Source organism: Agromyces sp. Root81 (assembly GCF_001429165.1).
In the GTDB taxonomy this organism is placed as follows: domain Bacteria; phylum Actinomycetota; class Actinomycetes; order Actinomycetales; family Microbacteriaceae; genus Agromyces.
Window position 1 is genome coordinate 357,653 of record NZ_LMIR01000002.1, and the last position, 15,123, is coordinate 372,775.

The following is a 15,123-nucleotide window of genomic DNA, read 5'->3' on the forward strand; positions in this document are numbered from 1 at the left end:
CGTCCGCCCGCCAGCGCTGCCGAGCAGCGTTCAGCTGTCGGCGCGGAGCTTCGAGATCTCGTAGAGCGTGACGGATGCGGCGATGCCGGCGTTGAGCGACTCGGTCGCGGCCGAGATCGGGATCGAGACGATCGCATCGCAGGTCTCGGCGACGAGTCGCGAAAGCCCCTTGCCTTCACTGCCCACGACGATCACGATCGGCCGATCGGCCCAGCTGAGGCCGGGCAGCGAGACATCGCCGTCGCCGTCGAGGCCGAGCACGAAGACGCCCCGCTCCTTCAGCGCCTTGAGCGTCTGCGTGAGGTTCGGGGCCATCGCCACGGGCACGCGCGCCGCAGCGCCGGCCGAGGTCTTCCACGCCGCCGAGTTCACGCCGACGGATCGACGCTGCGGAACGATGACGCCCTGCCCGCCGAACGCGCCGGTCGAGCGCAGGATCGCGCCGAGGTTGCGCGGATCGGTGATGCCGTCGAGGGCCACGAACAGCGGCGTCTCGTCACGGGCGAGCACCTCGTCGAGCAGCTCGATGGGGTGCGAGTACTCGTAGGGCGGCACCTTGAGCGCGAGCCCCTGGTGCACTCCTCCCTCGCCGGCGAGCCGGTCGAGCTCGGGGCGCATGACCTCGAGGATCGGGATGCCTCGATTGGTGGCGACCTTCATCGCCTCGCGGACCCGGTCGTCCATCTCGACCCGCGACGCGACGTAGAGCGTCGTGGCGGGGATGCGGGCGCGCAGCGCCTCGACGACGGAGTTGCGGCCGGTCACGATCTCGGACTCGTCGCCCGACTTCGCCCGGCGAGCGGCACCGGACGCACCGCGCGGGGCGCCCGCACGCTGCCCGGAACCCTGCCCTGCGACCCGCTTGCCACCGGCGGAGGTGTACCGCTCCTGCGCCGCCTTCCGCTTGCCGGCGGGATGCCAGGCGCGGTCCTCGGCCTTCGGCGTCGGCCCCTTGCCCTCGAGGGCCTGGCGGCCCTGGCCGCCCGAGCCGACCTGCTTGTTCTTCGCCTTCCGCACGGCTCCGGCGCGCGACTTGCCGCTGCTGCCCTTCATAGTCCCAAGCTCCAATGCGTTCCGGTAGAACTGTCTTCGATGGTGATTCCCGCGGCCGAGAGTTCGGCGCGGATGCGGTCTGCGGCAGCGTAGTCCCTCGACTCGCGCGCAGCCTGTCGGTCTTCGATGAGGCGCGCGACGAGTGCGTCGAGCGCGGATGCCGCGGGGCCGGCGTCGGCCGCCGCCCAGCGGGGGTCGCGCGGGTCGATGCCGAGCACCTCGACCATGGCGACGACCTGGCCGTGCGCCACGGCGGCGTCGCGGAGTTCCTCGGCGTCGAGCGACTGGTTGCCGGCTCGCACCGTGTCGTGCAGCACGGCGAGCGCCTGCGGCACGCCGAGGTCGTCGTCCATCGCCGCGGCGAACGCGTCGGGGATCACGGGGGCGCCGACGCCGGCATACCGGGTGCCGGCCAGTCGCCGCTCGACCCGGGTGAGGAAGCCGCGCACGCGATCGACGGCCGCCTCGGCCTCGGCGAGCGAGCCGGGCGTGTAGTCGAGCGTCGATCGGTAGTGGGCGGCGCCCAGGAGGTATCGGACGGCGAGCGGCGACGCGAGTTCGAACAGCTCCGCGGCGTAGACGGAGTTGCCGAGCGACTTCGACATCTTCTGCCCGCCGATGTTCACGAGGCCGTTGTGCACCCAGTAGCGGGCGTAGCCGTCGCCGGCCGCGGTCGACTGGGCGAGCTCGTTCTCGTGGTGCGGGAACCGCAGGTCGAGGCCGCCGCCGTGGATGTCGAACTCGGCGCCGAGGTAGCGCGTCGCCATGGCCGAGCACTCGATGTGCCAGCCCGGGCGGCCGTCGCCCCACGGCGACGCCCAGCTCGCCGATTCGGGTTCCGTCGCCTTGCGGCCCTTCCAGAGCGCGAAGTCGCGGGAGTCGCGCTTGCCGCGCGGGTCGGCGTCGGCCGCCGCCTCCATGTTGTCGCGCGCCTGGCGGGTGAGCTCGCCGTAGGCGGGCCAGCTCGCGGTGTCGAAGTACACGTCGCCCGAGCCATCGGGGGCCGCATAGGCGTGGCCGAGCTCGATGAGCCGTGCGATGAGCTGCTGCATCTGGGCGATGCTCGCCGTGGCGCGAGGTTCATAGGTGGGTGCCATGATGCCGAGCGAGGCATAGGCGGCGCTGAACTCGAGTTCGACGCGGTAGGCCAGGGCCCACCATTCCTCATCGGTGCCGTTGTCGGTCGCCGCGTTCAGGATCTTGTCGTCGATATCGGTGACGTTGCGCACGAAGGCGACGTCGTTGCCGCGGTAGGCGAACCATCGGCGCATGATGTCGTAGACGAGCGCACTGCGGAGGTGACCGATGTGCGGGCTCGACTGCACGGTCGGACCGCAGACGTACATGCCGACGCGCCCATCGCGCAGGGGCGCGAAGTCGCGCAGGGCCTGGGCCTTCGAGTCGTAGAGTCGCACGGTCACCCGCCAAGCCTACCGGCCGGGCGTGTCAGCCCCCTGCGCGACGGTTCACCCGCGCGGCAGCAGCATCGCCGTCGCGATCGCCGCGACGCCCTCGCCGCGACCGGTGAACCCGAGCGCGTCGCTCGTGGTGGCCGCGACACTCACGGGTGCGTCGAGCACTCGCGAGAGCAGGGCCTCGGCTTCGGCGCGGCGCGGCGCGAGCTTCGGACGGTTGCCGACGATCTGCACGGTCACGTTGCCCACCCGCCAGCCGGCGGCTTCGACGAGTCGCCGGGTCTCGGCGAGGAACACCTCGCCGTGGGCGCCCGCGAAGCGGGCGTCGGCCGTGCCGAACACCTGGCCGACGTCGCCGAGGCCCGCGGCGGCGAGGAGTGCGTCGCAGATCGCATGCGCGGCGGCGTCGCCGTCGGAGTGCCCCGAGAGTCCGCGTTCGCCCGGCCACTCGAGACCGGCGAGCCAGAGCGGGGCGCCGTCGTCGTCGGCGAACGCGTGGACGTCGGTGCCGGTGCCGATGCGCGGCGCGGACGCGGCCGGCGTCGCCGCCGCCGCCCGCTCCGCGGCGAGCTGCTCCGCGCGATGCAGGTCGGCGGGCACGGTGATCTTGAATGCGCGCACGTCGCCGGGCACCACGTCGACGATGAGACCGGCGGATGCCACGAGCGCCGCGTCGTCCGTGAACTCCCCGTGCGCCGTGGCGTACGCGTGGTCGAGCGACGAGCGCGGGAAGCCCTGCGGCGTCTGCACGGCCCGGAGAGTCGACCGGTCGACGGTCTCGAGCACGCGCCCGTCGACCGAGACGCGCTTGACCGTGTCGACGACATCGAGCGCCGGCACGATGCCGCGTCGACGCGCCCGCACGGCTCCGGCGACCTCGTCGAAGAGCAGTGCCGGCGCGAGTGCGCGCGCGGCGTCGTGCACGAGCACGGTGTCGACCGAGGCGGGGAGCTCGGCCAGGCCGCTGGCGACGGACTCCTGCCGGGTCCGGCCTCCGGCGACGACGTCGATCGCGGCCGCAGCTCTCGCGGCGACCGGCGCGAAGAGCGACCTGGTCGACTCGACGCGATCGCCGGGCACCACGAGCACGAGGTGCGGGGTCTCGCGCATGCCGAGCACGGAATCGACCGCGACGGAGAGCACCGTGCCGGAGCCGAGCGGCACGAAGGCCTTGGGCTCGGCATGCCCGAGCCGGGTGCCGCTGCCCGCGGCGACGACGATGACGGCGATCGCTGAACTCACGGTTCGAGCGTAGTCGCGCCGGAGTCCCGCGGCAGCGGGGAACGGACGAGTGCGCGGCGCAGGGCATCCGCCGTCGTACCCGCCGTGAAACGACGAACGGCGGGTGCATGGGCACCCGCCGTTCGTGAAGTCCCTCGCGCTAGGAGGCGAGCACTTCGTCGAGCACGGTCGAAGCCGCCTCTTCGTCGGTCTTCTCAGCGAGCGCGAGCTCGGAGATGAGAATCTGGCGCGCCTTGGCGAGCATTCGCTTCTCACCGGCGGAGAGACCGCGGTCCTGATCGCGGCGCCACAGGTCGCGCACGACCTCGGAGACCTTGATCACGTCGCCGGAGGCGAGTTTCTCGAGGTTCGCCTTGTATCGACGCGACCAGTTGGTCGGTTCCTCGGTGAAGGGGGCGCGCAGCACCTCGAAGACCTTGTCGAGGCCTTCCTTGCCGATGACGTCGCGAACGCCGACCAGGTCGACGTTCTCAGCAGGCACCTCGATGACGAGGTCTCCCTGCGTGACGTTCAGCTTGAGGTAGAGCTTCTCTTCACCCTTGATGATGCGTTTCTTGACCTCGGTGATCGTTGCGGCACCGTGGTGGGGGTAAACGACGGTTTCGCCAACCTCAAAAAGCATGAATAGATGTCCTTTCGGCAACTATCAGGATATCACATTCGGGATCGTGCTAAGGTTCCGCCTCCTCTCGAGGCGGGTGCCGCTCGTACGATATGCTCGGTTCCGATCCCTTCGCGCCCGGGCCTCCGCTCGTGCGCACCACGCACTTGGAGGTTCTGTGAAGGCGCGTCTCGCGGCATCCGCTGCTCTGGCCCTCGGCATCGCGCTCGGCGCGAGCGGCTGCTCGATGATCACCTATCAGGCGACGACGGAGCACTACGACGCCAGCGACGGCGTCTCGGTCGACGTCGGCGACCTCGACCTCCGCAACATCCTCGTCGTCTCCGAAGACGGCGTCGACGGCACGCTCGTCATGACGGTCGTCAACAACGGCACCGAAGACGTCTCGCTCGACGTGCAGTTCGGCGTCGGCGGCGGCGAGACGCAGACCATCGAGGTCGAGGCCGGCTCCGAAGTCGCATTCGGCGTCGACGACGTCGAGGGCACCGATGTGGTCGATCCCATCGTGCTCGAGGACATCGACACTCTCCCCGGGGCGTTCCTGCCCATGTTCTTCCAGTACTCGGGCGCCGAGGGCGTCGAGAAGCTCATTCCGGTGCTCGACGGCCGCCTCCCCGAGTACGAGAACCTCGTTCCGTAGCCCGGCGCGGCGACAGACGACGAAACGGGTGGGATGCTTCGGCATCCCACCCGTTTCGCATGTGCCGCGGCGGCAGGGCGCCGCGCCCGATCAGGCCTCGAAGCGGTACCCGAGGCCGCGAACGGTGACGAGCTGCACCGGCTCCGACGGCTGCTGCTCGATCTTCGATCTGATGCGCTTGATGTGCACGTCGAGCGTCTTCGTGTCGCCGAAGTAGTCCGATCCCCAGACCCGGTCGATGAGCTGGCCGCGCGTGAGCACCCGGCCCGGATTGCGCATGAGCAGCTCCAGCAGCTCGAATTCCTTGAGCGGCATGGGCACGGGCTCGCCATCGACCTCGACCGTGTGCCGGTCGACGTCCATGCGCACGCGGCCCCCCTCGATGACGGCCTCGTCGAAGTCCTCGATCTCGATGCGCCGGCGGAGGACCGCGCGGATGCGCGCGAGCAGCTCGCGCGTCGAGTAGGGCTTCGTGACGTAGTCGTCGGCCCCGAGCTCGAGGCCGACGACGATGTCGATCTCGGAGTCCTTCGCCGTGAGCATGATGATCGGCACCGTCGAGCGGCTGCGGATCTCGCGGCACACCTCTGTGCCGGGCAGCCCCGGGAGCATGAGATCGAGGAGCACGAGGTCGGCGCCCGCCCGGTCGAAGGCCTCGACGGCCGACGGGCCGTCTGCCGCGACCTCCACCTCGTAGCCCTCTCGTTCGAGCAGGAAGCTCAGCGGGTCGCTCAGTGCGATCTCGTCTTCGACGAGCAGGATGCGGGTCACGTACGGTCTCCTCGATCGGAGGCTGCGAGTTTCGCAGCCGATGGTGCTGACGAGCGGCGCTTCGGGGAGCGCGATTCCGCGGCATCCGCTCGACGCTCGACGGGGCGTCCGCCGGATTCGGCGGACGCCGCCTCCAGTGCGTCTTCGGCACCCGGTTCGATCGCGGCCTCGGCGAGCGGCAGCCGGATCATGAACGTCGAACCGCGACCCGGCTGCGACCACACGCGCACGTCACCGCCGTGGTTCTGCACGGTGTGCTTGACGATGCTGAGGCCGAGCCCCGAGCCGCCGGTGTTGCGGGAGCGGGCCTGGTCGACCCGGTAGAAGCGTTCGAACACGCGCTCGAGGTCGTCGGCCTCGATGCCGATGCCCTGATCGGTGACCGCGATCTCGACGACGTCGCCGTCGACCTTCGCCCCGACGCCGACCCTGCCGCCCGGGTTCGAGTACGCGATCGCGTTGGCGATGAGATTGTGCACCGCGACGACGAGGAGCGCCTTGTCGCCGTAGACCTCGGCCTTCTTCGTCGAGGCGCGCACGGCGACCTCGACCTGCTTGGCTCCGGCCACGATGCGGTTCTGGTCGACGGCTGCGGCGATGACCTGGTCGATCCGCACGAGACGGTCGGGCCGCAGCGCATCGCGGGCCTGCAGTCGCGACAGCTCGATGACCTCGCTCGTGATGTGCGCGAGCCGCGCGGCCTCGACCGAGAGGCGTCCGGCGAACCGGCGCACCTGCTCGGGTTCGTCCGCAGCCTGGTCGAGCGCCTCGGCGAGGAGGCTCACCGAGGCGATCGGCGTCTTGAGTTCGTGGCTGATGTTGGCGACGAAGTCGCGGCGCACCTCGTCGAGGCGGTGCGCCTCGGTGCGGTCCTCTGCGAGCAGCAGCACGAATCGGGTGCCGAGTCGGGCGACGCGCACGTGCAGGCGCATCGTCGACTCGCCGAACGGCCCACGCGCCACGGTCACCTCGTCGACCAGCGGCTCGCCGCCGCGTCGAACGGATGCCGCGAGCTCGAGCAGCTCGGGATGCACGAGCGCCTGCTGGCGCACGAGCCCCATCGCGAGCGCGCCGGGCGAGGCGCGGAGCACGTTGTTCGAGGGGTCGAGCACGACGCCCGCGGACTCCAGCACCTCGAGCACCTGGTCGACCCCGTCGGGGATCGTCGGCGCGACGACCTTCGCCGCGCTCGAGCCGCGACGCTCGGCCATGTGCAGCACGATCATGAATGCGGCGCCGAGGAATATGCCGAAGGCCAGGGCGGTGAGCACCGTCCAGGTGGAGTCCATGGCACCAGACTAACGAGCCGCTCGAGCCCGATCCGCCGTTGTCCCGCTGTGCGGCGGTACGTTAACGAGTATTCAGCGTCCCGGCACCTGTTGTTCATCTTGCGCCGGGAGGATGCCCCGAGGGCCGGAATGCCCGGGCACGTCCGCGCCCGGCACGGGCCAGAGCAGAGAAGGATTCGAAGACATGCGTGAGGTGTTCCAGCAGGAACTGCGCGAGGTGCAGGAAGGGCTCGTCGAGCTCGCCGGCCTCGTCGCCGATTCGATCGACAAGGCGACGCGTGCGTTCAACGAGTCCAACGTGAGCCTCGCAGAGGAGGTGATCGCCGACGACGACCGCATCGACCAGGAGACGGTCGCGCTCGACGAGCTCGCGATCACGATCCTCGCCCGCCAGCAGCCGGTCGCGCGCGACCTCCGCATCGTCGTGAGCGCCCTGCGCATCAGTGCCTCGCTCGAGCGCATGGGCGACATGTCGACGCACATCGCCCAGCTCGCCCGCTACCGCTTCCCCGACAAGGTCGTGCCGAAGTCCCTGCGGCCGACGTTCGCCGAGATGGGCCGGCTCGACGTCGAGATCGCCCGCCGGCTCGTCGAGCTGCTGCGCACCGAGGACGTGCACCTCGCCGAGGAGATCCGCAACGAGGACGACAAGATCGACGCCCTCCACCTGCAGGTCTTCGACAAGGTGCTCGGCGAGACGTGGAAGGGCGAGGCCGTCGACACGGTCGACGCCACCCTCGCAAGCCGATACCACGAGCGCTTCGCCGACCATGCGGTGTCGATCGCCAAGAAGGTACAGTACCTCGCCACGGGCGATTGGGACCCCGAGAAGTCCGCGCTCTGACCCAGCGCCGCGGGATCACTCGTTTCGCACCGGACCCGCGATATCCGCGGTCCTGAGCGAAACGAGGCGTCCCGATCGCGGGTGCGTGAACGTGCGAGAAGGCCCGGCGGATGCGACATCCGCCGGGCCTTCGTCGTTCGTGGGAGCTGAAGCTACTTCTTGCCCTGCGCGGCGACGGCGGCAGCGCCGGCCGCTGCGGCCGCGGGGTCGAGGTACTCCCCCGGGCCGAGCGGCATGAAGTCGTCGTCGAGGCGGTAGACCAGCGGGATGCCGGTCGGGATGTTGAGCTCCGCGATGTCGTCGTCGCTGATGCCGTCGAGATGCTTCACAAGAGCGCGCAGCGAGTTGCCGTGCGCGGTCACCAGCACCGTCTTGCCGGCCGCGAGGTCGGGCACGATGTCGGACTGCCAGTACGGCAGCATGCGCGCGATGACGTCTTTCAGGCACTCGGTGCGGGGCAGCTCGGAATCGTCGAGGTTCGCGTAGCGCGGATCGCCGACCTGCGAGTACTCGGCGTCGTCGGCGAGCACGGGCGGCGGCACGTCGAACGAACGGCGCCAGAGCTGGAACTGCTCGGGGCCGTACTTCTCGAGCGTCTCGGCCTTGTCGAGGCCCTGCAGCGCGCCGTAGTGGCGCTCATTGAGGCGCCACGAGCGACGCACATCGATCCATGCACGGTCGGCGACGTCGAGAGCGATGTTCGCCGTCTGGATCGCACGCGTGAGCACCGAGGTGTGCAGCACGTCGGGCAGCAGGCCCGACTCGGCGAGCAGCTCGCCGGCGCGGGCCGCCTCGGCGGTACCGAGTTCGCTGAGCCGCACGTCGACCCAACCGGTGAACAGGTTCTTCTGGTTCCATTCGCTGTTGCCGTGGCGAAGCAGCACGAGGGTGTGAGGCATGCGATCAGCCTACCGGCGAGGCATCCGTCGTCGTGTCGTCACCGCTTGTGCACGCCGAGGCGCGGCAGGCGCGGCACCTCGACGGCGGCGCCCGAGTCGGCCGGTACGATCTCGACCTGAGCGGCCGCGACCTCGACGCCGTGGCTCAGCACGATGAGCGGAAGGTCGGCGGGCACCGCCCGCTTCACGACCGCGAGCGCGACCGGCCCGAGCTCGTGGTGCATGACCGCCGTCGTGATGCGGCCGACCACCTTGCGTTCGGGCGCTTCGCCCTCTGCGGGCTCGGGGCGCACCTTCTCGCCGACGACCTCGTCGCCCGGGGCCGGCAGCACGGTGTCGCTGCCGTCGAGGTGGAGGAGCACGAGCCGGCGCGGCGGCCGACCGAGGTTCAGCACCTTCGCGACCGTCTCCTGGCCCTTGTAGCAGCCCTTGCCGAGGTCGACGGCACTGCGCAGCCAGTCGAGCTCGTGCGGGATGGTGCGCTCGTCGACCTCGGTCGCGAGCCGGGGTCGCCAGGCGGCGACGCGCAGGGCCTCCGCCGCCATCGAGCCGGCTGCGTCGACCGTGCCGGCGCGCACGGCATCGGCCGCTTCGACGAGTGCGGTGCGCGGCACGATGCGTTCGATCCAGTGCCACTCGGATGCCGGGTGGCCGGCGTCGTGCGCGTACTGGTGACCCCCGGGGCGCGGGTGCGCCCACGGGTCGACCCAGTCGAGCGCCACGCCGGCGGGGGCGAACGCCGGGGTCGCGGCGTCGAGCGCGGCCGTCGACATGGCGCCGAGCACGGCGACCTCGCCGCTCGCGTCGGCGACCTCGACACGGAGCATGAAACGCATGCGGTCGAGGAATGCGGCGAGGCCCGCAGCCTCGTCGCCCTCGACGATGAGCCAGGTCGTCTCGCCGTCGTCGATCACGTGCGCGGCGTGCTCGACCCGGCCGGAGGCGTCGAGCAGCAGCGCCTCGGCGCCGTCACCGGGCTGCAGGCGGGCGAGCGCCTGGCTCGCCATGGAGTGCAGCCAGGACAGTCGGTCGGGGCCGGTGACGGTCACGACGCCGCGGTTCGAGAGGTCGACGATCGCCGCGCCGCGCTCGAGGTGGCGCTGCTCGACGATGGGGTTGCCGTAGTGGCCGGCGACACCGGTGTCGACGCCCTCGGCGGCGACCGCGGCGGGCAGGGCGAGGAACGGTGAGGCGGTCATCAGTCGACCTTCGCGAGTCGGGCGGACGCGTGGGTGCGGAGGTCTTGGCCGAGGGCGGCGATGTCCCACGCCCAGAGCAGGTGTCCGTCGACGAGTCCGTAGAGGCGGGTGGCCGCCGCGTACTCCTTCGCTCCGCTCCCGCGCATGACGGCATCGGTCGCGAGGTCGACCCGCGGCCCCGAGACCTGGCCGAGGTAGAGCTCGCTGACACCACCGGGGTGCACGAGCGAGACCTCGATGTCGAAGCCGCCCTCCGCGTTGCGCAGCGACTCGACCGACTCGGCGTCGGTGAAGCGCGGCTCGCCGATCGAGGGCAGCATGCCGGGGCCCTGGTCGCCGTCGTCGAGTTCGCGGGCGAGCCGCCAGTAGCCGGTCTCGGTGACGAGCGGCGTCGGTTCGCCGCCCTCCTCGGTGGGGAACAGCCACGTGTACGAGGTGTAGTTCAGGTGCGGCAGGCCGTCGTGACTGAAGCTGACGCGCTGGCCGAACTCGTGGGTGATCGACTCCTCGCCGATCTTGTAGTCGATGACGCCCGACCCCTCCCAGACGCCGAGGAGCCAGGAGAGCGGTACGAGCTCTGCCGGGAGGTCGACGGGCAGCTCGATCATCGCCACGTCTTCACCAGCACCTAGCGCTGGCCCTTGAAGAGCTTGTAGACGACCACACCGCTGATCCACGCGATCGCGAGGCTCGCGAGGCCGAGCAGGCCGATGAAGAGGAGTTCGAGGGCGAGCAGCTCAGACATGCTCCGAGTCTATCCCGCTCAGGCCATCGCGATGGGCGCCACCGCGACGGCGGCGATCGCGACGATCGCAGCCGCACCCGTGATGCTCCAGCTCACCCGCACGACGAAGCCCTCGGGGCGGCGCGTCGCCAGCTGCACGATGAGCGCGCCGATGACGGATGCCGCGAGCACCACGCCGAGCGCACCGTAGACGCCGACCGTCGAGGTGTCGCCGAACCATGCGCCGTTTCCGGCGTAGGCGAGAGTCACGACCACGATCGCCCCGATGAGTGCGATCGCCCAGACGAGCGCGATGCCGAGCCATCCGCTGCTCGTGTCGGTCTCGTCCGTCATCGTCTCCCCGTTCGTGTCGCGGAGCGCCTCGAAGCGTCCCGTAGTATTGACCGCACCTTACTACTGGAGGGTGTGCGTGGCGCAGCTGCTGATCTTGTCGCCGGCAGCCAACGATGAAGTTCTTCCGGCTCTGTCACTCCTGACTCACCGAACGCGGATCATCCCCGCTTCGCCTGAGCAGCTGGTCAGAGCGCCGGAATCCGATCTCGTCTTCCTCGACGCCCGCACGAATCTCGCCGGCGCGAAGGCGCTCTCCCAGATCCTCCGCACCACCGGGCTCTCCGTGCCGCTCGTGCTGATCGTCACCGAGGGCGGACTCACCGCCGTCACGCCCGACTGGGGCATCGACGACGTCGTGCTCGAGCACGCCGGACCGGCCGAGCTCGATGCGCGCATCAGGCTCGCGATCGGGCGCGCGCAGTCCTCCCGCCCGAGCGAGCGCATCCAGACCTCCGGCGTCGTGATCGACGAGGCGAGCTACTCCGCGAAGGTGCACGGCCGCACGCTCGACCTGACCTACAAGGAGTTCGAGCTGCTCCGCTTCCTCGCGGCGCACCCGTCGCGCGTGTTCACCCGCGAACAGCTGCTGAGCGAGGTGTGGGGCTACGACTACTTCGGCGGCACCCGCACCGTCGACGTGCACGTGCGACGGCTGCGGGCCAAGCTCGGCGACCTCGACAGCCTCATCGGCACGGTGCGCAACGTCGGCTACCGATTCAATGTGCACGAAGACGACGAGGACGCCCCCGTCACCGCCCGTTGACCTGCACCTCATCTGCCGGTCACACCCCAGTGGCATGATGAGGGGATGACCGCCGACAGCATCCTCGACGACCGCACGTCGAGCGACTTCGACGACGACTTCGAGCCGTTCGACCTCGAGGGCGCACCCGAGCTCGCCGCCGAGCGCTATCTCGATCGCGAGCTCAGCTGGCTCGCGTTCAACCAGCGCGTGCTCGAGCTCGCCGAAGACCCCCGAGTTCCCGTGCTCGAACGGGCGAACTTCCTCGCGATCTTCGCGTCGAACCTCGACGAGTTCTTCATGGTCCGCGTCGCCGGACTGAAGCGACGCATCGTCACGGGTCTCGCGGTGCCCACCAACGTCGGCCGTTCGCCGCACGACGTGCTGAGCGACATCTCGGCGAAGGCGCACGAGCTGCAGGAGCGGCACGCTGCCGCCTACCAGCGGCTCGTCAAGCCGACGCTCGCGGAGGCGGGCATCCGCGTCATCACCTGGGCCGAGCTCGGCGACGTCGAACGCGAGCACCTGCGCGACTACTTCTCGAAGCAGATCTTCCCCGTGCTGATGCCGCTCGCGGTCGACCCGGCGCACCCCTTCCCCTACATCTCGGGGCTCTCGCTCAACCTCTCGGTCCGGGTGCGCAACAGCCGCACCGGCCGGCAGGAGTTCGCGCGCGTCAAGGTGCCGCAGATGCTGCCGCGGTTCGTGCGCGTCGACCCCAGCGAGTCGATCGAGGACGCCAGGTACATCACGCTCGAAGACCTCATCGCCAACCACCTCGGCGACCTCTTCCCCGGCATGGAGATCGTGGAGCACCACGTGTTCCGCGTCACGCGCAACGAAGACGTCGAGATCGAGGAGGACGAGACCGAGAACCTGATCAAGGCGCTCGAGAAGGAGCTCCTGCGTCGGCGCTTCGGACCGCCCATCCGGCTCGAGATCACCGACGACATGGACGAGGTGACGCTCGGCCTGCTCGTGCGCGAGCTCGACGTCACCGAACAGGAGGTGTTCCGCCTCCCCGCCCCGCTCGACCTCGGCGGCCTGTTCGACCTCTCCCGCCTCGACCGCCCGGAACTGCACTATCCGACCCACGTGCCGACGACCGCGCTGCAGCTGCAGCCGAGCGACTCGAACCTTCGGGCCGACGTCTTCACGGCGATCTCCCGCCAGGACGTGCTGCTGCACCACCCGTACGAGTCGTTCGCGACGAGCGTGCAGGCCTTCCTCGAGCAGGCCGCAGCCGACCCCGACGTGCTCGCGATCAAGCAGACGCTCTACCGCACCTCGGGCGACAGCCCGATCGTCGAGGCGCTCATCGACGCGGCCGAGTCGGGCAAGCAGGTGCTCGCCCTCGTCGAGATCAAGGCCCGCTTCGACGAACAGGCGAACATCTCGTGGGCGCGCAAGCTCGAGAAGGCCGGCGTGCACGTCGTCTACGGCCTCGTCGGGCTGAAGACCCACTGCAAGCTCGCCCTCGTGATCCGGCAGGAGAAGGGGGGCCTGCGCCACTACAGCCACATCGGCACGGGCAACTACAACCCCAAGACGAGCCGCATCTACGAAGACCTCGGCCTGCTCACCGCCGACGACCAGGTCGGCAAGGACCTGACCCGCCTCTTCAACGAGCTCTCGGGCTACGCCATCGAGAAGAAGTTCAAGCGACTCCTCGTCGCGCCGCTGCACCTGCGCAAGGGACTGCTGAAGCTCATCCAGGGCGAGATCAGCAACGCCGAGGCCGGCCGGCCGGCCGGCATCCGCATCAAGATGAACTCGATCGTCGACGAGTCGATCATCGACGCCCTGTACCGCGCGTCGAACGCGGGCGTGCCGGTCGAGGTGTGGGTGCGCGGCATCTGCAGCCTCCGCCCCGGCATCCCCGGCCTCAGCGAGCACATCACGGTGCGGTCGATCCTCGGGCGCTACCTCGAGCACTCGCGCATCTTCTCCTTCCTGAACGACGGCGACCCGCAGGTCTACATCGGCTCGGCCGACATGATGCACCGCAACCTCGACCGCAGGGTCGAGGCGCTCGTGCGGCTGGCCGACCCGGCTCACCTCGCAGAGATCGACGACCTCTTCGACCAGGCCATGGCCGGGACGACGAGCTCGTGGTGGCTCGACGGCGAGGGCGTCTGGACGCGGCACGCGACCGACGACGCGGGGCATCCGCTCGACGACCTGCAGAATAGGCTCATGCAGCAGATCGGACAGCGCACCCGTTCCGGGCAGCGCCCTCGATCGGGACCCAGGCGGTGACGACGGCGATCTACGCCGCGGGGGCCGTCTGCTGGCGCCTCATCGACGGCAAGGTGCACGTGCTGGTCATCCACCGCACGGTCTACGGCGATGTCACGATCCCCAAGGGCAAGGTCGACCCCGGCGAGTCCCTGCCGCAGACCGCGGTGCGCGAGATCGAAGAGGAGACGGGGCTCGAGGTCGCGCTCGGCGTGCCGCTCGGGGTCTCCCGCTATCCGCTGCCGAGCGGTCGCGAGAAGATCGTGCACTACTGGGCCGCCGAGGTGAGCGAGCGGGCGGTGCAGCGCTCGACGTTCAAGCCCAACGCCGAGGTCGCCGCCCTCGAGTGGGTCACCATCAAGCGAGCCAGGGGCTACCTGAGCTACGAGCCCGACGTCGAGATCCTCGACGCCTTCGCGACGCTCCTCGACCAGGGCGTCACCTCCACGTTCGCGCTCGCCATCGTGCGCCACGGCAAGGCAGTGGGTCGGTCGAGCTGGCCGGGTGACGACGCCGCGCGACCGCTCACCGAGCGCGGCGTCGAGCAGGCGGCAGGACTCGTGTCGACGCTCGGCGCGTGGGCGCCGAAGCGGATCGTGTCGAGTCCCGCAGTGCGCTGCGTGACGACGGTCACCCCGATCGCAGTGGCGGCCGGCGTCGAGATCAAGCGCGATGCGGGCATCAGCCAGGACGCGTGGGAGGCCGGCGCCGACGAGGTGCGGCGAGTCGTCGGCAAGCGAGTGCGCGCCGGCAAGAGCGCGATCATCTGCAGCCACGGTCCGGTGCTTCCCGAGATCATGCGCGAGGTGGCGCTGGCCACCGGCACCCCCCTCGGGTCCTACGTGACGGATGCCGCGGGGCTCGAGACCGGCGCGTTCAGTGTCGTGCACCTCTCGGCGACGAGCCCGGGTTCGGGCATCATCGCGATCGAGACGCACGCGCCACGCGCCTGAGCCGGCCTCCACGAGGCGAGCAAGCGCACCAGCGCCGTCTCGAAACCCCGACAGGTTCGAGAACACCCCACGCTGAGGACTCCCAGGTATCCCGCGAGTCCAGTGCGACAGCGGTCGTTCACCTGCTGTTTACCGTCG

The 15,123-nt window shown here is 70.1% G+C and carries 15 protein-coding genes; 5 read left to right on the top strand and 10 right to left on the bottom strand.

Annotated features, from left to right (window positions below; all coding sequences use genetic code 11):
- Positions 1-30: 30 nt before the first annotated feature.
- The 4 genes from rlmB to ASE14_RS06635 form a co-directional block, all read right to left on the bottom strand.
- Complete coding sequence (gene rlmB / locus ASE14_RS06620) at positions 31-1,053, bottom strand: 23S rRNA (guanosine(2251)-2'-O)-methyltransferase RlmB (RefSeq protein ID WP_056652570.1); 1,023 nt, start codon at positions 1,051-1,053, stop codon at positions 31-33.
- The gene (gene cysS / locus ASE14_RS06625) at positions 1,050-2,474 is read right to left on the bottom strand and encodes a cysteine--tRNA ligase (protein WP_056652573.1); all 1,425 of its coding nucleotides are present in this window, start codon (positions 2,472-2,474) and stop codon (positions 1,050-1,052) included. The genes rlmB and cysS overlap by 4 nt, the downstream gene beginning before the upstream one ends.
- 45 nt (positions 2,475-2,519) lie before the next feature.
- The gene (locus ASE14_RS06630) at positions 2,520-3,710 is read right to left on the bottom strand and encodes a bifunctional 2-C-methyl-D-erythritol 4-phosphate cytidylyltransferase/2-C-methyl-D-erythritol 2,4-cyclodiphosphate synthase (protein WP_056652577.1); all 1,191 of its coding nucleotides are present in this window, start codon (positions 3,708-3,710) and stop codon (positions 2,520-2,522) included.
- A 139-nt stretch (positions 3,711-3,849) separates the two neighbouring features.
- On the bottom strand, positions 3,850-4,332 hold the full coding sequence (locus tag ASE14_RS06635; RefSeq protein ID WP_022889889.1) for a CarD family transcriptional regulator: 483 nt from the start codon (positions 4,330-4,332) through the stop codon (positions 3,850-3,852).
- A gap of 157 nt (positions 4,333-4,489) precedes the next feature.
- On the opposite strand from ASE14_RS06635, the gene ASE14_RS06640 reads away from it, so the two are divergent.
- Positions 4,490-4,972 carry a hypothetical protein gene (locus ASE14_RS06640; RefSeq protein WP_056652580.1) on the top strand — a complete coding sequence of 161 codons (483 nt, stop codon included), beginning with the start codon at positions 4,490-4,492 and terminating at the stop codon, positions 4,970-4,972.
- A gap of 90 nt (positions 4,973-5,062) precedes the next feature.
- On the opposite strand, the gene ASE14_RS06645 is transcribed toward ASE14_RS06640, so the two are convergent.
- Both ASE14_RS06645 and ASE14_RS06650 read right to left on the bottom strand, forming a co-directional pair.
- The gene (locus ASE14_RS06645) at positions 5,063-5,743 is read right to left on the bottom strand and encodes a response regulator transcription factor (protein WP_056652583.1); all 681 of its coding nucleotides are present in this window, start codon (positions 5,741-5,743) and stop codon (positions 5,063-5,065) included.
- Positions 5,740-7,032 (bottom strand): cell wall metabolism sensor histidine kinase WalK, encoded by a 1,293-nt coding sequence (locus ASE14_RS06650; protein WP_082600273.1) that lies wholly within the window; start codon positions 7,030-7,032, stop codon positions 5,740-5,742. Before ASE14_RS06650 ends, ASE14_RS06645 begins: the two co-directional genes overlap by 4 nt.
- A 184-nt stretch (positions 7,033-7,216) precedes the next feature.
- Here ASE14_RS06650 and phoU point away from each other — a divergent pair, with 184 nt between their 5' ends.
- The gene (gene phoU / locus ASE14_RS06655) at positions 7,217-7,876 is read left to right on the top strand and encodes a phosphate signaling complex protein PhoU (RefSeq protein WP_056652586.1); all 660 of its coding nucleotides are present in this window, start codon (positions 7,217-7,219) and stop codon (positions 7,874-7,876) included.
- A gap of 152 nt (positions 7,877-8,028) precedes the next feature.
- Here the strand turns inward: phoU and ASE14_RS06660 are convergent, their stop codons facing one another.
- From ASE14_RS06660 to ASE14_RS06675, 4 genes are all read right to left on the bottom strand, one after another.
- On the bottom strand, positions 8,029-8,775 hold the full coding sequence (locus ASE14_RS06660; protein ID WP_056652589.1) for a phosphoglyceromutase: 747 nt from the start codon (positions 8,773-8,775) through the stop codon (positions 8,029-8,031).
- Positions 8,776-8,813: 38 nt separating this feature from the next.
- Entirely contained in the window at positions 8,814-9,974 is a 1,161-nt protein-coding gene (locus tag ASE14_RS06665; RefSeq protein ID WP_056652594.1) for a folate-binding protein YgfZ, read from the bottom strand.
- Positions 9,974-10,582 (bottom strand): FABP family protein, encoded by a 609-nt coding sequence (locus tag ASE14_RS06670; protein WP_056652597.1) that lies wholly within the window; start codon positions 10,580-10,582, stop codon positions 9,974-9,976. Before ASE14_RS06670 ends, ASE14_RS06665 begins: the two co-directional genes overlap by 1 nt.
- Positions 10,583-10,737: 155 nt before the next feature.
- Positions 10,738-11,052, bottom strand: a complete 315-nt coding sequence (locus ASE14_RS06675; protein ID WP_056652600.1) for a hypothetical protein — start codon at positions 11,050-11,052, stop codon at positions 10,738-10,740.
- Between the two features lie 76 nt (positions 11,053-11,128).
- Here ASE14_RS06675 and ASE14_RS06680 point away from each other — a divergent pair, with 76 nt between their 5' ends.
- Genes ASE14_RS06680 through ASE14_RS06690 form a run of 3 tightly spaced genes read left to right on the top strand, consistent with a single transcriptional unit; the run spans position 11,129 to position 14,985 of the window.
- Complete coding sequence (locus ASE14_RS06680) at positions 11,129-11,815, top strand: response regulator transcription factor (protein ID WP_056652602.1); 687 nt, start codon at positions 11,129-11,131, stop codon at positions 11,813-11,815.
- 45 nt (positions 11,816-11,860) lie between these two features.
- Positions 11,861-14,053: an RNA degradosome polyphosphate kinase gene (locus ASE14_RS06685; RefSeq protein ID WP_056652606.1), complete on the top strand. Its 2,193-nt coding sequence runs from the start codon at positions 11,861-11,863 to the stop codon at positions 14,051-14,053.
- Positions 14,050-14,985, top strand: a complete 936-nt coding sequence (locus ASE14_RS06690) for an NUDIX hydrolase (RefSeq protein ID WP_056652609.1) — start codon at positions 14,050-14,052, stop codon at positions 14,983-14,985. Before ASE14_RS06685 ends, ASE14_RS06690 begins: the two co-directional genes overlap by 4 nt.
- Positions 14,986-15,123: the final 138 nt, after the last annotated feature.